The 16,424-nt window shown below is 61.6% G+C and carries 15 protein-coding genes; 11 read left to right on the top strand and 4 right to left on the bottom strand.

The features are described 5' to 3' along the window. The first annotated feature begins 76 nt into the window (after positions 1–76). From ACZYGA_RS00855 to ACZYGA_RS00830, 6 genes are all read left to right on the top strand, one after another. Positions 77–1,186: an AI-2E family transporter gene (locus ACZYGA_RS00855; RefSeq protein WP_127734819.1), complete on the top strand. Its 1,110-nt coding sequence runs from the start codon at positions 77–79 to the stop codon at positions 1,184–1,186. Between the two features lie 37 nt (positions 1,187–1,223). After that, the gene (gene hda, locus ACZYGA_RS00850; protein ID WP_084208224.1) at positions 1,224–1,922 is read left to right on the top strand and encodes a DnaA regulatory inactivator Hda; all 699 of its coding nucleotides are present in this window, start codon (positions 1,224–1,226) and stop codon (positions 1,920–1,922) included. Positions 1,923–2,055: 133 nt separating this feature from the next. After that, positions 2,056–2,499, top strand: coding sequence for a phosphate-starvation-inducible protein PsiE (locus ACZYGA_RS00845; RefSeq protein ID WP_240916616.1), 444 nt, complete (start codon positions 2,056–2,058; stop codon positions 2,497–2,499). 251 nt (positions 2,500–2,750) lie between these two features. Next, complete coding sequence (locus ACZYGA_RS00840) at positions 2,751–3,455, top strand: hypothetical protein (protein WP_479398299.1); 705 nt, start codon at positions 2,751–2,753, stop codon at positions 3,453–3,455. Positions 3,456–3,533: 78 nt separating this feature from the next. Next, positions 3,534–4,913, top strand: coding sequence for an IS1380-like element ISPsp9 family transposase (locus ACZYGA_RS00835; RefSeq protein ID WP_479398298.1), 1,380 nt, complete (start codon positions 3,534–3,536; stop codon positions 4,911–4,913). 223 nt (positions 4,914–5,136) lie between these two features. Next, complete coding sequence (locus tag ACZYGA_RS00830; RefSeq protein ID WP_479398296.1) at positions 5,137–5,691, top strand: DUF6161 domain-containing protein; 555 nt, start codon at positions 5,137–5,139, stop codon at positions 5,689–5,691. Positions 5,692–5,715: 24 nt separating this feature from the next. Here the strand turns inward: ACZYGA_RS00830 and ACZYGA_RS00825 are convergent, their stop codons facing one another. After that, positions 5,716–6,147, bottom strand: a complete 432-nt coding sequence (locus ACZYGA_RS00825; RefSeq protein WP_404625239.1) for a secondary thiamine-phosphate synthase enzyme YjbQ — start codon at positions 6,145–6,147, stop codon at positions 5,716–5,718. Positions 6,148–6,295: 148 nt separating this feature from the next. Continuing rightward, positions 6,296–7,204: a LysR family transcriptional regulator gene (locus tag ACZYGA_RS00820; RefSeq protein WP_077374153.1), complete on the bottom strand. Its 909-nt coding sequence runs from the start codon at positions 7,202–7,204 to the stop codon at positions 6,296–6,298. A gap of 810 nt (positions 7,205–8,014) precedes the next feature. On the opposite strand from ACZYGA_RS00820, the gene ACZYGA_RS00815 reads away from it, so the two are divergent. The 3 genes from ACZYGA_RS00815 (at position 8,015) to ACZYGA_RS00805 (ending at position 11,385) form a co-directional block, all read left to right on the top strand. Next, on the top strand, positions 8,015–10,036 hold the full coding sequence (locus ACZYGA_RS00815; protein ID WP_404625241.1) for a TonB-dependent receptor domain-containing protein: 2,022 nt from the start codon (positions 8,015–8,017) through the stop codon (positions 10,034–10,036). A gap of 386 nt (positions 10,037–10,422) precedes the next feature. Beyond that, positions 10,423–10,884 carry a flavodoxin domain-containing protein gene (locus tag ACZYGA_RS00810; protein WP_077374146.1) on the top strand — a complete coding sequence of 154 codons (462 nt, stop codon included), beginning with the start codon at positions 10,423–10,425 and terminating at the stop codon, positions 10,882–10,884. A gap of 87 nt (positions 10,885–10,971) precedes the next feature. Continuing rightward, positions 10,972–11,385, top strand: a complete 414-nt coding sequence (locus ACZYGA_RS00805) for a hypothetical protein (RefSeq protein WP_404625244.1) — start codon at positions 10,972–10,974, stop codon at positions 11,383–11,385. 94 nt (positions 11,386–11,479) lie between these two features. On the opposite strand, the gene ppnN is transcribed toward ACZYGA_RS00805, so the two are convergent. Then, on the bottom strand, positions 11,480–12,892 hold the full coding sequence (gene ppnN / locus ACZYGA_RS00800) for a nucleotide 5'-monophosphate nucleosidase PpnN (protein ID WP_077374140.1): 1,413 nt from the start codon (positions 12,890–12,892) through the stop codon (positions 11,480–11,482). A 16-nt stretch (positions 12,893–12,908) separates the two neighbouring features. Then, positions 12,909–13,208, bottom strand: a complete 300-nt coding sequence (locus ACZYGA_RS00795; protein ID WP_077374137.1) for a hypothetical protein — start codon at positions 13,206–13,208, stop codon at positions 12,909–12,911. A 293-nt stretch (positions 13,209–13,501) separates the two neighbouring features. Between ACZYGA_RS00795 and ACZYGA_RS00790 the strand changes: the two genes are divergently transcribed. Together ACZYGA_RS00790 and ACZYGA_RS00785 are read left to right on the top strand one after the other, a co-directional pair. Further along, complete coding sequence (locus tag ACZYGA_RS00790; protein WP_077374134.1) at positions 13,502–14,443, top strand: LysR family transcriptional regulator; 942 nt, start codon at positions 13,502–13,504, stop codon at positions 14,441–14,443. A gap of 282 nt (positions 14,444–14,725) precedes the next feature. Further along, positions 14,726–16,417: an acetyl-CoA hydrolase/transferase family protein gene (locus tag ACZYGA_RS00785; RefSeq protein WP_255304534.1), complete on the top strand. Its 1,692-nt coding sequence runs from the start codon at positions 14,726–14,728 to the stop codon at positions 16,415–16,417. Positions 16,418–16,424: the final 7 nt, after the last annotated feature.

Below are 16,424 nucleotides of genomic sequence, written 5' to 3'. Positions count from 1 at the left end.
GGCAACAATGGGGGCATGCGTGGACCGTCGGCGACATGCCCTCTGTGAGCCACACAGCTTGTCTCAAGGAGTGATGATGCAGCGTAAATGGTGGTTGCTGGCCGCAGGGGTGGCCCTGCTCGGGTTGCTGGTTCTGCTGGAGCCGATTCTGATGCCGTTCTTCATCGGCATGATTCTCGCCTATCTGGGCGACCCGCTGGCCGACTGGCTGGAAGAGAAGGGCCTGTCGCGCCGACTGGCCGTCAGCCTGGTGTTCAGCGTGCTCTCGGTGGTGCTGCTGATCGCGCTGCTCATTCTGGTGCCGCTGCTCGGGCGTCAGCTGGCGCAGTTGATCAGCTTCATGCCGATGGTCTTCAACTGGATACGCGAGACGATCCTGCCGGAAGTGCAGGCCTTCACCGGCATGGATTTCAGCGCCGATTTCGATCAGGTGCGCTCGCTGCTGCTGGGCAACTGGAAGGAAACCGGTACCTTCGCCGCCGCCTTCCTGGGCACCGTCTCCAAATCCGGGCTCGCCATGGCCATCTGGCTGGGCAACCTGGCGCTGATTCCCGTCGTCACCTTCTATCTGCTGCTCGACTGGGACCGCATGAAGGAGAAGCTGCAGGGGCTCCTGCCGCGCCACATGGAGCCGACCGCCACGCGGCTGGCCCATGACTGCGACGAGGTGCTGGGTGCCTTCCTGCGCGGGCAGCTGCTGGTGATGCTGAGTCTGGGCATCGTCTATGCCATCGGCCTGGCCATCATCGGCCTCAAGTTCGCGCTGTTGATCGGGCTGGTGGCGGGGCTTGCGAGTATCGTGCCGTATCTGGGCGTCATCGTCGGGGTGTTGATCGCGGCGACGGTGGCCTTCTTCCAGTTCGGCGAGTGGTGGGCGCTGCTGGCGGTGGGCGGTGTCTTCGCGCTGGGGCAGCTGCTGGAAGGCGTGGTGTTGCAACCCCTGCTGCTGGGCGACAAGATTGGCCTGCACCCCGTGGCGGTCATCTTTGCCGTCATGGCCGGCGGGCAGCTGTTCGGGTTCACGGGCATTCTGCTGGCGCTGCCGGTGGCCGCCGTGATCATGGTGCTCTTGCGTTATCTGCATGATCGCTATAAAAACAGTACTTTATATGATCAACAGCGTGATTCTCGCCCCGTGGCCGCCAGTGAGCCACCCGCGTCTTCGGCGGCAGAGGATACCCAGTGATCGAGAGAGATCACGGCAACAACAACCAGCATGACGGATGGCAATGACACAGGGACAGATGGCACTCGGCGTCGGGGTACGCGACGCCGCGACCTTCGACAACTACCACTTCACCTCCACCTCGCTGGCAGAGGCCCTCAAGGGGCAGCTTGCTGACGGCGGGGAGCCCTTCGTCTATCTATGGGGCGGTGAGCAGAGTGGGCGTAGCCATCTGTTGCAGGCGGCATGCCATCTGGCGGGAGAGCAGGGCAAGCGTGCCTTCTACCTGCCGCTCAAGGAGATTGGTCACTTCCCGCCGCACATGCTGGAGGGGTTGGACGAGATGGATCTGGTCGCCATCGACGACCTCGAGAGCGTGATCGGCCGCAAGCGCTGGGAAGAGGCGCTGTTCCACCTCTACAACCGCCTGCGTGACAGTGGCCGCCACCTGTTGGTCAGCGCCAGCTGTGCGCCGCGCCTGCTTCCCGTCACCCTGCCGGATCTGGCCTCACGCCTCTCCTGGGGCGTCACCTTCCACCTCTCCGGGCTGGATGATGCCCAGCGTCTCGAGGCGCTCAAGCTGCGCGCCAAGGACCACGGCCTCGCGCTGCCCGATGAGGTCGCCCGCTACATCCTGCATCGTGGGCCGCGCAGCCTGCCGGGTCTGTTCGCCGCGATGATCGAGCTCGACAACGCCTCGCTCTCCGCCCAGCGCAAGCTCACCATTCCCTTCGTCAAGCAGACCCTCGGCTGGTAGGGCAGCGCCTGCGCGGGCTACTTGGCCCAATCTTGCCTTCATCACGACCGCGGCACCGATATTGCAGTCTCTTTCTCATCATCTCTGCCTGAGGACACGCGGCATGAACAGGCTAGACAAGCATCGAGAGCGCATGCACAAGCAAGCCAACTCGATCGGCAACTTCCTGGTCGAAGGCTTCCATTATCTCGGCCTGTTCGCCATCGGCGGGGCCATCGCCATTGCCTCGGTGTCGGCCTTCTTCGAGATGTTCGCCAAGGGCTCGGCGAGCGTTGATGACATCCTGCTGCTGTTCATCTATCTCGAACTCGGCGCGATGGTCGGCATCTACTTCAAGACCAACCACCTGCCGATCCGCTTTCTGCTCTACATCGCCATCACCGCGCTGACGCGCTACCTCATCGGCGATGTCTCCCACCACAAGGCCCCCGATATCGGCCTGCTCTACCTCTGCGGCGGCATCTTCTTCCTCGCCCTCTCGGTACTCGCCGTGCGATTCGCCTCCTACAAATATCCCTCCAGCCGCGCCATGGACCCGATGGGCGGCACGGTAGGGGACGAGGATTCGACGCGATAAACCCGTGTTTCAGTAGTATCGGAAGACCCAAAAGGCCGCGATCACTCGCGGCCTTTTTCCATTCTCCACTCAGCGTCAAACACAGCCTGCGGCTGCTACCGTGATCGCGGTGAAAATTTAAACCTTAAATGCTATGTTAGTAGTAAGGAATCAGTATTTTCTTTTATTCTTACGTATTTCTTATGATCTAATCTGCTAGGCTTCATGATATTTTAATTTAACTAGTAGTTCGCTTTATGGAGTATCAATTCATGGGAGATAAAGTCGTAAGTGTTAAGTTAGTAGACTGTACGGGTCATGAGATCGAGTTTACATCTCTTAATTTGTTATATGAGTTTTTTAGAAGTGAAGGTGAGTTTTGGAGAGGACTTAAAGAAGAAATTCCTTCTCAATTTAGGAATAATAACAAGTATGTCGAGTCCGGAGTGAGATTTAAGTTTGCTGCCGATGAATTAGAAGGGTGGAGTGATTTGAACAGCGCTACTGATGCGCAGCTAAACCAAAAGATTAATCAAATAAAATCCGGTGCACTTAGAGGCTTAAGTACTGATTGGCTATGGAGTGGGTTGCCTTTTATTCGTAATTATATAGATTGCTTGATGGAATATGGTATAACAAGAGCGAATTCATTCGTTAGCTTTGTTATAGGTAAAGGCTTTTCTGGAGCACAAAGCTATGAGGAGTTTCAGGGACAGCTATATGGCTATGAATATTTAAATAAAGATTCCGATATAGTTAGTCGTACGCAAGGAGAAGAGGCATCTTTATCAACACTCAGAGATAAATTTGTTGTCGAGCAAAATGCACTTTTTATTCACGTGCAAAATTCAAAAGATAGCTTTGAAGAATGGAACTCAGAGGCCAGGGAAAGAGCTAAAAGACTTTATGATCTGCAGATTAAACTTGGGATGAGGGGTGAGAGATTTAAACCCGGCTTATTCATGAGGTCGGTCTGAAAACGAAGATAGCGGATGGTATTCTCTTGAAAATTCAGTGTGTTCCGCCAAGAACCTGAACCAAGAGAGCCATCCGCTATGGGTGAAAGCCTATCCACCTGGACGCCCTCGTGCAACGGCGCTGTCCGTGTTGAGCTGAGCGGCCAGCGCACCACCAGCGACAGCGGCGCTCTGCTGTTGCGTGAGGCCCTCGACAACAGCGGCGTGATCGAGGCGCTGGAAGACAATCTGGTCGATCGACGCCACCCGCTGCGCATCCGTCATTCGCTGGCCAGCCAGTTGCGTACCCTGGTGCTGCAGCGTGCGATGGGCTGGATCGATCTCAGCGATACCGACACGCTGCGCCGTGACCCGCTTTGGCAGTTGGCCTGCAGCGATGCGCGCGGCATGACGCCCCTGGTCCAGGACCGGCCGTCTCAAGCCACGCTGTCGCGGCTGCTGAGCTGCCTCGGTCGTAACGACAATATCGATGCCGTGCACGAAGGCCTGTTGCGGCTGGTGGTCTGGCGCCTGACCTCGCTGCAGAACGGTGAACGTCCCAAACAGCTGACGCTGGACATCGACGGCCTGCCGATCGAGGTGCATGGCCACCAGGGCGGGTCGGCCTATCATGGCCTTTACGGGGCCCGCATCTACTCGCCGCTGGTCGCCTCGCTGGCCGAGACCGGTGACATGGTGGGCGGCCTGCTGCGCGAGGGCAACGCCGGCCCGGCCGAGAACGCCGACACCTGGATCCCGCATCTGGTGCGGCGACTCAACGAGAGCACCGGGGCTCAGGTTCGCGTGCGCATCGACGCCGGTTTCACCGACAACGCGACGCTGGCGGCCCTGGAAGAGCGTGACATCGAGTACCTGGGCCGGCTGCGCAGTCACACCGGTCTGCAGAAGCTGGCGGCACCGCACCTGAAGCGGCCACCCGGCCGGCCACCCGAGCAGCCTCGCGAGTGGTGCCATGACCTGGAGTATCAAGCGGGCTCTTGGTCGGCACCGCGTCGCGTGGTGCTGGTGGTGCAGGAACGCCCCGATGACCTGCTGCTGCATGCCTTCTTCCTGGTCACCAACCTCGGCAAGTTCGACTGGCCGCCGGAGAAGGTCCTGGCGCTCTACCGCAAGCGCGGCAGCGCCGAGGCGCACATGGGCGAGGTGAAGTCGGCGCTCGACGTGCACCTCTCGTCGACCGATCGCGGCGCCTCCACCGTTCAGGACGTGATAGCACGCAACGAGGTGAGCCTGCTGCTCAGCCTCTACGCCTACCAGGTCCTGCATGGCCTGCGCTGCCTGCTGGAGCGGCAGACCCGGCAAGGCTGGAGCCTCAGCCGGATGCGCGAGCAGGTGCTGAAGGTCGCCGCCACGCTGAGGCTGCACGCTCGGCGAATCACCGTTCATCTGGGTGCCGCCGCCGACAAGTGGTGGCCGACGCTGCTGAAGGGGCTGCCGAAGCTGACCGCACTGAGCTGACGCTCCTGCGAGACCACCACAGCATCAGAAAGCGAGCGACCGGAGCGGCGGGCGGCGATCACGGCTGCTTGGACGGTCGCAATTGATTCCAAAGAGCTATAAGAAAGCGGGAAAATTTCAGCGTTTTGGCATTACTCAACGGCCATTCGCACTGAAGAAGCCGATCCTGATAAGCGATGCCACCAGTCAGTACCTTCAGACCGCTCAATCAGCACCCTCGTGAATGAGGCGGGTTAAAAAGAAAAGATTTGATACACAAATTCAAGAATGGAAAGAAGAAATTGACTTGCTTGAGAAAACATATGAAGAGAAACTCAAGTTGCAAGGTCCTGCTGATTACTGGCGTAAGGCATCAAGGAAGTATGGGTTAGAAAGCCTTTTCGGTATTGTTGCATTTATGTGCATAAATATTTTTGCACTTGTGTATTTCATGGAGTTTTTCTTTGGCTGGTTACATGGTGAACCGACCCCTCTTAGTGTGGGTAGTTTGCAGGGCGCTATAATTTTTGGTTCGATTGCTGCAATATATGCATTTATGATGAGGATTTTGACTAAGCTAATATTTAGCTCGCTTCACCTTATGCGAGATACCAAAGAGCGCGAACATTTGACATATTTGTATCTCTCTCTTAGTAATGAGGCGGCAGTTGATGAGAAATCACGTGAAATAGTTTTGCAAGCATTGTTTAGTAGAAGCGACTCGGGTTTGCTTGGACAAGATAGTGGTATCACTATGCCGGGTATTAGTGGAGTTGTTGAGCAATTAAATAAAAGATAAATATTAAAAATTTAATCTTCTTGATTAATCACCACTCAGTGTCAGATGCAACCTGCGGCTGCCGCCGTGGTCGCGGTGTTCACCAAGCCAGATGCCTTGCCAGGTGCCGAGGGCGAGGCGGTTGACACCGCGACGGGCTTCGACGGGTAGCGTGAGTTGAGTGCCGAGTAGGCTGGCGAGTACGTGGGCGGGCATGTCGTCATCACCTTCGAGGGTGTGGCGGAAGTAGGGCAGGTTGCCGGGCACCAGGCGGCGCAGGAAGGCGTCCATGTCGTGACGCACGTCGGGGTCGGCGTTCTCGTTGAGGGTCAGCGAGGCGGAGGTGTGCAGCAGCTGCACATGCAGCAGGCCGACACTGACCGGTGGCATTTCGGCCAATGCCTGTTCCACCTCGTCACTGATGAGGTGAAAACCGCGCTTGCGGGCGGAGAGGGTGAGAGTGTCGCGTTGCCACATGAGAAGCCCTGCCTGTCATTGATTCAGTCCATGCTAAACATGACAAGCCAGAACGCAAAAGGCCAGCCCCGGAGGGCTGGCCTTTTTGCTGCGTGCTGCGCTGGTTCATCTCAAGCGAGAGGAGGGCGACAGCATGGCACCGCTGCCATCACCCGGCAGTGGTGGCGGCTTCGCTGACGGTGCGACGGGCGGCCTTGGCGGTGACGCGTTCCGGTTCTGTCTTGCCGATCTCGCGGGCGAGCCAGTCGGCGAGCATGCGCACGCGGGTCGGGATCGGGCCGCGCGGCAGCAGCATGCCGATCTCGACCGGCGGGATCTCGTCGCATTCCAGACGCTTGAAGGACTGGCCGTTGCGCTCGCTGAGCGAGTTGACCCAGTCGATGGGCAGCACGGCGCGAATCAGGCCATCGGCGACGTAGTCGGTGAGGACTTCGAGGTCATCGGACTGGATGTGATTCGGGCGCGGATCTTCCGGGTGACGCGAGAGCGAGGTGCCGGAGACCAGCGGTTCCAGCTCGCCCCACGGCAGCTCTTCGGGATGTTCGACATGCGAGGCCGCGTAGGCGGCTTGTTGCCACTGGGTCAGCGGGCGGAAGACGTGAGTGCTGCCGGCCAGGTGCGGGAAGCCGATGACCAGATGCGGCTGGTTCTCGAGAATCTCGCGACCGTTGTGCCACAGCTTCAGCTTGATATCGACTCCGTCATGCTCGGACAGGAAGCTGGTGAGAGCGTGGCCCAGGAAGTGACGACCCAGCGCTGGGGTGGCGTGGATACGAATGGTGCCGGTGAGGTCCGACTGACGATCCTCGATGGCGCGGTGCGCTTCATCATCGAGGTTGGCCATCGATCGTGCGTAGCGGTAGAGGGTCTCACCCGCTTCCGACAGGCGGATACCGCGATGGCCGCGTTCCACCAGGCGAGTGCCGAAGCGGCCCTCGAGGGCGTCGAGGCGACGGCTGACGGTGGATTTGGGCAGGCGCAGGCGTTCGGCAGCGCGGGACAGGCTGCCGAGATCCGCGACCATCAGAAAGGTGTTATAGGCGTCGATATCGCTCATCGAATAGGTCCGGTTGTTCAGGGGGTCGGGGTGTGTCGTCAGGGAAACACCCACCTTGTACGGGCCATGTCGGGCCCGTCGCAGCGCAGGGGCTGCACAACGGATTGCCTGTCGATGACCGTGCCCCTCGTACCGCGGGGGATGCCCCGGGAAAAGACGCGCTCATCGATCAACAACCGCTCCTGTCAGTCGTGCACCACAGCGCACGTCGACAGGTCTTGCACTTGATTCTTGCCTTCAGCTCTTGCGGCCGGCTAGTGAAGCTCGGTCTTGAAACCGGTCTCGAAACCCGGCTTCGCGCACAGTGCCGCGCCAGAAACGCGAGAACGATTTTCAGGCGCTGGATGCCGGCGACTCTGAGCAGGCTAACAATATCACCATCCCGTCATTGTTGCATCCAAAGCCGCACGCATTGCGCAATTCCGATCTCCGTGAAACGTGACACCTCGGCAGAATGCGCAACGGCGGGGGACTGGCGTCATTGGCGGCATGACGGCTCAGACGTCAGTGACCGGAGATGGTTCCGTATCTGATGACAGACAGGTGAGAAAAAGTGTCTTTTTCGTTAGGCAAGGCGCAGGGCAGGTCCTAGCGCGGCTGGGGAGGGCCTTCTGCCGCGAGAAATCGGGAATCGTCGAGGGGGCAGATGGGCATGAGGCGAGTGGGCGTGCCCGTGAGGAGAGCACCCGATTGCAGGTTTCGAGAAGAGGCGTTGCAGAAACGGTAGATGACGGAAATGTGCAAGAAAGTGCATTATCTCGCCTGCAAAGAAGAATCATTATTATTATTAATCTTGGGAACGCTCCGCTCATGACAGTCTGCCTCTCTTCGCGCCACACCGTCAGCGCTTCACGCGCGACGGTCTTCACTCCTCGTCCGCTGGTCGCGGCCATCGCCTTGCTGTGTGCCGGGACGGTCAATGCCGAGCCGCTGCAGATGCAGACACTGCAGGTCGAGGAGGATCGCCTCGAGGCCACGGCGGTGGTGGACAGCGAAGAGCTTGCCCTGCATCAGGCGCGTGACCTCAAGGACATCTTCCGCGATACGCCTTCCGTCACCGTTGGCGGCACCACTGCCTCCTCCGAGAAGCTCTACGTGCGCGGGCTGGAAGATACCAACCTCAACATCAGCATCGATGGCGCCAGCCAGAACGGCTACCTGTTCCACCACAGCTCCAACTTCAACATCGAGCCGGAGCTGCTCAAGCGCGCCGAGGTCCAGGCCGGGCCGGGGGCGGCGGACAACGGGCCGAACGCGCTGGGTGGCAGCATCAAGTTCGTGACCAAGGATGCCCAGGACCTGCTCAAGCCGGGTCAGAGTGTCGGTGGCATGGTGAAGGGCAGCACGGAATCCGCGGCAGATGCCGTCAAGGGCACGCTGTCGGTGTATGGGGAGGTGGCGCCCAACGCGGGGCTGCTGTTCACCACCAGCGCACGCAACAGCGATGACTACCGCACCGGCGGCGGTGATGAGGAAGAGGGCACCGGCGGTCATCAGCGCAGCTATTTCGGCAAGTTCAGCCTGCTGGATCAGGGCGCGCACAGCCTGCGACTCAGCGCGGAGCACAACGAGGACACCGGCATCTACTGCGTGCGTCCCAACATGGAGTGTCAGCCGTTCAACAACGCCAAGGTCGATACCGAGCTGAGCCGTGACACCTATACCGCCAACTACGATTTCGAACCGGGCTCGCGGCTGGTGGATGTGCACGCCAATGTCTTCCACTCCAGTACGGAAGTGGACCGCACGTCCCTCGCTACCGGGGCCAGCTCGAATGCCAAGGTCGAGAGTGTCGGGGGGGATCTCAACAACACCTTCCGCTTCGGCCCCGAGGCGATGAACAACCGTCTGACCCTGGGCAGTGATTACGTCGAGGATGAATCCAGCACCGCTGGCTTCGACGAGACGGCGCGCAACATCGCGCTCTACGCCCAGCACCGCATGACGCTCGGCGCGGTGGATCTGTCCTTCGGTGCCCGAGTCGATGACTATCGGACCAAATACGCCAATGGTGAGACGCTGGATGACACCGATGTCAGCCCCAACGCGAGCCTCAACTGGCGTGTCGGCGGGGGTGTCGAGCTGTTCACCGGGTACGCCACGGCCGTGCGTGGCAACAAGGGCCGCGAAGCCCTGTTGATCGACGGGGGCGTCGGCCCGGGCGAGACGCTGGTGGTCGAGCCGGGTCTCGAGGCCGAGACCTCGCGCAGCACCGAGGTCGGTGCCCGCTGGAAAGGCGAGGGCATCCTCACCCAGCGTGACCGTGCCGGACTGGAAGTCACCTACTTCGATACCCACTTCGACAACTACATCACCGAAGGGTCGGCGGGTGACGTGACCACCATCACCAACATGGAAGGTATCGTCACCAGCAAGGGTGTCGAGGCGCGAGCCACCTACGGACTGGGCGGCTGGGACATGACGCTGGGCTACCTGACCATGGACCTGGAAGACAACCAGGGCGAGACCGTGGTGGATGACATGGGGCTGGGCAACCAGACCGGAGACCGCTGGAGCCTGGACAACCGTTACACCTTCGCCGACCCGCAGCTGACCCTGGGCTGGACCGTGACCGCCTACGAGCGCCTCACCGACCTGCCAGATGACCAGAGCGAGCGTGCCGGTTACGCCACGCATGACCTCTACGCCAGCTGGGTGCCGGGTGACATGCCGGACCTGACCCTGACGGCTGGTATCTACAACCTGTTCGACAAGGAATACTCCGACCAGAACACCTTCTATCTGGAAACCAACAGCCCACGTGGCATCACGCCGGGCGCCATCACCAGTCCGGGGCGTGACGTGCGTCTGTCGGCGGCGTATCGCTTCTGATCAAAAGGTGCTGTCAGCCAGCGTGTCTCTGACGGAAGGGCATCGCCAGCGGTCGTGATCCAGGCTCGCACCCCGGGAGGCTTCACTGACGCGTAGCCCTGCTCCAGAGAACGAGGTAGCGACACGGCGGCAGCGGCAGCACCGATGCAAGGGCATCAGCGCAGGAGCATCAGCGCAAGAACAAAGCGGCGCCATCGTGATTTCACGGTGGCGCTGTCCTGTCTTTGGAGTACGCGTGCTGCATGGCGCGGGCCCCGGCCGGCCTGCGTCCCGCGGGCAGGCTGTGCTACCATCGCGACCAAATGTCGGAGAGCCGCTGCACGGCTCTTCGCACCGCACTCACGTTCCCGCCCGTGGCGGGTGATCGTACGAATAAGGAAGGATGCATGGCGCTTCTGAAGATTTTTGTCGGCACGATGTATGGCGGCTCGCTGGATGTGGCCGAGCAGGTGCAACCGCTGTTCGAGCAGGCAGGCTATACGGTGGAAGTGCTTGACCAGCCGACACTGGAAGACTTGACGGAGACACGCCCGGATCTGGCGCTGTTCGTCACCTCCACCACCGGCAGTGGCGATGTGCCGGGCAACCTGAGCGGCTTCCTCAATGCGCTCTCGGCCCAGTCACCGGCGCTGGACTGGCTGCGTTATGGTCTGATCGCTCTCGGCGACAGCTCCTACGGCGAGACCTACTGCGGTGCCGGGCGTCAGCTGGACGAGCGTCTGGCGGATCTGGGCGCCACGCGCCACGGCGAGCGCCTCGAGATCGATGCCATGGAGACCTTCATGGCGGATGACGCGGCCCTGCCGTGGGTCGAGAGCTGGATTCCGACGCTGCCGGCGACCGCCTGATCCCGTCACGCCGGGCGTGCCCGGCGTCCGACTTCTTCGTCGTGTTCAATTTCCACGTTGCCCGACCTTTCCTCGAGACTGCTGCACATGCCGAAACTCAATCCTGATCATCCGCGCGCCCGCAACCTGACACCGCAACGTGTCTCCGTGCTGGCGGGCCTCGCCATCGTGATGGTCGCCAACATTCCGCGTTTTCTGCTCAGCGGTGACACCACGCGCCTGATGCTGATCAGTGGCTTTGCCGTGGCCGTCGCGGCGCTGGGGGTCTACATCTATCGCCAGCTCTCCGATGTCGCCCAGGGCGAAGTGCCGAGGCTGATCCGTCGCGTGTTCGTGTGGCTGGTGGTGGGCCTGGCGGCGATGGCAGCCTTCAACTTCGCCGCGCCGATGCTTGACCGCCCCAGGGAAGGGGCGCTGGAAGTGCTGGTTGATGGCCTGACACTGGGGCTGGTGGCGCATGTCATCAGTCTGTGGATGCATCGGGGCCGCAAGAGCGACTGAGCCCTGTCTGCCGCAAACGACGACGCCCCCGGCCAGTGATGGTCGGGGGCGTCGTCGCATCAGGCCCGGGGCTGATGGCCCGGGCATCACGGCCTCACTTGCACAGCGTGTAGCAGGGCTCGTAGTCGCTGCCCGGCAGCTTCATGCGGCCCTGGGCCACGAAGGAGGTGAGCAGGGCGTCGAGACGCTCCATCAGCTCGGCTTCGGCGGTCAGGCGGAAGGGCCCATCGCGCTCGATCTCCTCGATGCCTTCCTTCTTGACGTTGCCGGCGACGATGCCCGAGAAGGCACGACGCAGGTTGGCGGCCAGCTCATGCACCGGCTGGTTGCGATGCAGCGCCAAGCTTGACATGTTGGCGTGGGTCGGCGCGAAGGGCTGCTGGAAGTGCGGGGCGATATGCAGACGCCAGTTGTAGTAGAAGGCGTCGTGATGCTGACGACGGAACTCCGCGACGTCATCGATGCCGCCTCGCATGGTGCGCGCCACCTCGACTGGATTGTCGATGATGATGGTATAGCGCGAGCGCGCTTCCTCACCCAGCGTATAGGTGATGAACTCGTCGATCTGCTGGAAGTAGTCGGCGCTGGAGGCCGGGCCGGTGAAGATGACCGGGAATGGCAGGCCTTCGTTTTCCGGATGCAGCAGGATACCCAGCAGGTAGAGAATCTCTTCCGCGGTACCCACGCCGCCCGGGAAGACGATGATGCCATGCGCGGTCCGCACGAAGGCCTCAAGGCGCTTCTCGATGTCCGGCATGATGATCAGTTCATTGACGATCGGGTTGGGTGACTCGGCGGCGATGATGCCCGGCTCCGAGATGCCCAGATAACGGCCCTGCTTGCGACGCTGCTTGGCATGCGCGACGTTGGCCCCCTTCATCGGGCCCTTCATCGCGCCGGGACCACAGCCGGTGCAGATGTCGAGTTCGCGCAGGCCGAGGTGATAGCCCACGTCCTTGGTGTACTCGTATTCCTCGCGATTGATCGAGTGGCCACCCCAGCAGGTGACGAGGCTCGGCTCACGCGAGGACTTCAGGGCACCGGCGTTGCGCAGGATATGGAACACCGCGTTGGTGGTGCCTTCGGTGGTGGAGAGATCGAAGCGGGGCGTGTTCTGGATCTCGTTGGCCACGTAGACGATATCGCGCAGCACGCTCGAGAGGTGCTCACGAATGCCGCGGATCATCTTGCCATCCACGAAGGCATCACCCGGCGCATTGTCGAGCTTCAGACGGATGCCACGATCCTGCTGCAGCACCTCGATCTCGAAGTCCTTGTAGGCATTGAGCACCGAGACGCTGTCATCGGTCTGGCTGCCGCAGTTGAGCACCGCCAGCGCGCAGCGGCGCAGGATGTCATGCAGGCCATTGGAGGAGGTGTCGCGCAGGCGATTGACCTCATCCTGGGAGAGAACTTCCAGGCTGCCTTCCGGTGAGATGATGGTGGAGACCAGCGTCGAGCTGGCATCGCGGGAGTAGGTGGTAGCTTCACTGGTGACAGAGTTCATGACCGTCTTCCTTGTGTCAGGCGCCCACGGCTGACTGGGCGCGGTTCCGGGCTTCTGCCCAGAGTTCGGCGATGCGCTCGCGGTCGTCCACGCTCATGCCGTCCTGGGCAAAGGCGTGCTGCATCCACTCTTCGAAGGTGGCGTCAAAATCTTCCGCGACCACATCGGCGGCATCGTAATCGGCGTTCTCGAGAACCAGTTCCACCTGGGGAATCATGTATCCCAGCGGGAAGAGGTCGACTTCGGCGCATTCGCTTTCCATGGCGAGCAGTGCCTTGTGGATGGCTTCGCCGCGCGCGGCCAGTGGATCAAGCATCTGGAGCATCTCGTGATTCGGGCCAGTCGCGAGGACTGGTCGGGGCAGAGGAAAGGCGCCGAGCCCTGCCGCGTCATTCGGGCATCGCCCACGAAAGACGCAGCCAGAGCGGCACCTGGCAATGAGGATGATGCTAACACGCGAGGGCGCCACGGCGCAGCGCTGCGCATGGCGGCTGGCTCTGGTAGAATCATGGGCTTTGCGGGTCGGTGGCCCTGTGCAGACATTCAGGCAGCTATCGGCAACACGACGCGCCGAGTCGCGTCCCCCGTTCGTGAGTGGTCAGTGCCTCCATGTTCAACGCCCAGTATTTTCGTACCTTCATCACCCTGGTGGAGACCGGCAGCTTTACCCATACCGCGCGCAAGCTGGAAATGACCCAGCCCGGCGTCAGCCAGCATATCCGCAAGCTGGAGCAGTACCTGGGGCGCTCGCTGCTCAACCGTCAGGGACGCAAGTTCTCGCTCACCGCAGCGGGGCGTCGCTGTTACGACTACTCCGTCAAGCTGTTTGCCGAGCACACCCAGTTCATGCACTCGCTGGATGATGACTCGCCTGACAGCGGGGAATGCCGTGTGGCCAGCCCCTCAAGCGTCGGGCTGATGTTCTATCCGTTCACGCTCGGCTATCAGCAGCAGCATCCGGGGCTGACGGTCAGCTACAGCTTCGCCTTCAATTCCGAGATCGTGCAGGACGTGCTGGCGGGGCGCTTCGATCTTGGCATCGTCACCGAGCCGGTCAAGCATCCGGATCTCAACTTCGAGCTGTGGCATCAGGAGCCGCTGTGCCTGGTGGTGCCCGCCGACTTCGCCGGCAACAGTCTCAATGAGCTGATGGCGCTGGGCTTCATGAATTACGCCGACGGCGTCAACAACGCCAGCGCCTTGCTGCGCGAGAACTTCGCCGGTGAATTCCGCTCGATGAGCCACTTCCCGCAGCAGGGTTTCACCAACGACATCGGCATGGTGCTGGATGCCGTGGCACGTGGCCTGGGCTTCACCGTCGTCTCGCGCACGGTGCTGGAGACGTCACCGTGGCAGCGCCAGGTGCGCGAGATGCCGCTCACCGAGGCCGTCTACGAGAACCTGTACATCGTCACGCGTGACAATGCCGAGGTGCCGCGTCGCTATGAGCAGCTGCTGGGCGAATTCCGCCTGCAGCGCCGCAACACGCTCTACGGCTACGCCGATGCCCCGGAAAGCTTCGACAACATGGACCTCGACGGCATGGTGTAACGCCTGCCATGACGTGACAGGGCTCCCCTCAGGCCTGCCTGGCATCGCAAGACCCGCTCCTCGAAGCGGGTCTTCGTGTTTCCGGGGCAGGGACAGGCCCGCGTCAGGGCGTCGCTTGGAGCGCACCGTCCTGTTTCAGTGCGCGACCCCGGCTTGCGACCAAGGCCTGATGCGACGCCGCCACGGCGCGTGGGATGCTGGATGACAGCCTGACCAGTGTCGTGAGGTGTTTGCGCGACTTGCTGCCTACCCCTTGTTCGTTGTCATCGAGGAACCCGTACCGTGTCTTCTTCCAAGTCCCGATTCGTTGATGCACCGCCTGCCGCGAGCGACGTGGCCGATGCCCAGTCCTTTCGCCAGTCGTTCTCGCTGCTGTCGCGCATGGAGGTGACGGAGCTTGACGAGGCGCTGCGTGGCGAGCTCGCCCGGCGCTGTCGCTGGCAGGGATGGGAGTCACGCCACATGAGCGCGAGCCAGGCCGCCGAGCTGATTCGCGATGGCATGACGGTGGGCATGAGCGGCTTCACGCGGGCGGGGGAGGCCAAGGCCCTGCCGCTGGCGCTGGTGGAGAAGGCGCGCCGCGAGCCGTTCTCCATCACGCTGATGACCGGCGCCTCGCTGGGCAATGACCTGGACGGTCAGATGGCGGATGCGCACATGCTGGCGCGGCGCATGCCGTTCCAGGTCGATCCGGTGCTGCGCCGTGCCATCAATGCCGGCGAAGTGATGTTCATGGATCAGCATCTCTCGGAGACGGTGGAGCTGCTGCGCAACCATCAGCTGAGTGACATGGACGTCGCGGTGGTCGAGGCCAGTGCCATCACCGCCGACGGCGGCATCGTGCCGACCACCTCGGTGGGCAATTCGGCCAGCTACGCGATTCTGGCCGACAAGGTGATCATCGAGCTCAATCTCGAATCCCCGGCGGCACTCGAGGGACTGCACGATATCTACATTCCGCAGATGCGCCCCAGCCGTCAGCCGATCCCGGTGGTGGCGCCGGATTCGCGTATCGGCACGCCGTACATCCCCATCGATCCTGCCAGGATCGCCGCCATCGTGTTGACGCGTGGCAAGGACAGCCCCTCGACCTGTACCCCGCCGGATGAGGATACCCGGCGGATGGCGGACCATCTGGTCGAACTGCTCAAGCAGGAGGTCACGCTGGGGCGTCTGACGCCTGCGTTGCTGCCGCTGCAGGCCGGGATCGGCAGCATGGCCAACGCGGTGATGAGCGGACTGAAGGAGGGGCCCTTCGAGCACCTCACCATGTACTCGGAGGTATTGCAGGACTCCACCTTCGATCTGCTGGATGCCGGCAAGCTCGACTTCGCCTCCGGCTCCTCCATCACCGTCACCGAGGAGCGCGGGCGCACCCTGTGGAAGGACCTCGAGCGTTACCGTGACCGTCTGATCCTGCGTCCGCAGGAGCTGTCCAATCATCCGGGCATCGTGCGGCGTCTCGGCGTCATCGCCGTGAATACCGCGCTGGAATTCGACATCTACGGCAACGTCAACTCCACCCACGTGTGCGGCACGCGGATGATGAACGGTATCGGCGGCTCCGGGGACTTCGCGCGCAATGCCCAGCTCTCGGTGTTCATCACCAAATCACTGGCCAAGGGCGGGGATATCTCGAGCGTGGTGCCCTTCGTCAGTCACGTGGATCACACCGAGCATGACGTGGACATTCTGGTGACCGAACACGGCCTGGCGGATCTGCGGGGTCTGGCACCGCGAGAACGCGCGGTGCTGGTGATCGAGAACTGCGCCGACCCGCGCTATCGTCCCGCGCTGCGGGCCTACTTCGAGGAGGCCTGCCGGCGGGGCGGCCATACCCCGCATTGCCTGGAGCAGGCGCTCAGCTGGCATCGCGAGGTGGAAGTGCACGGCAACATGCGCGCCCTGTGCACGCCTGAGCAACGCGGCGATGTGCCGGCGGAGCAGGCAGGTGAGAAGGTCAGCGCCGGCTAGCGCGGCG

Source organism: Cobetia sp. BL01 (assembly GCF_056493605.1).
This window is presented reverse-complemented; position numbering and strand designations above follow the sequence as displayed.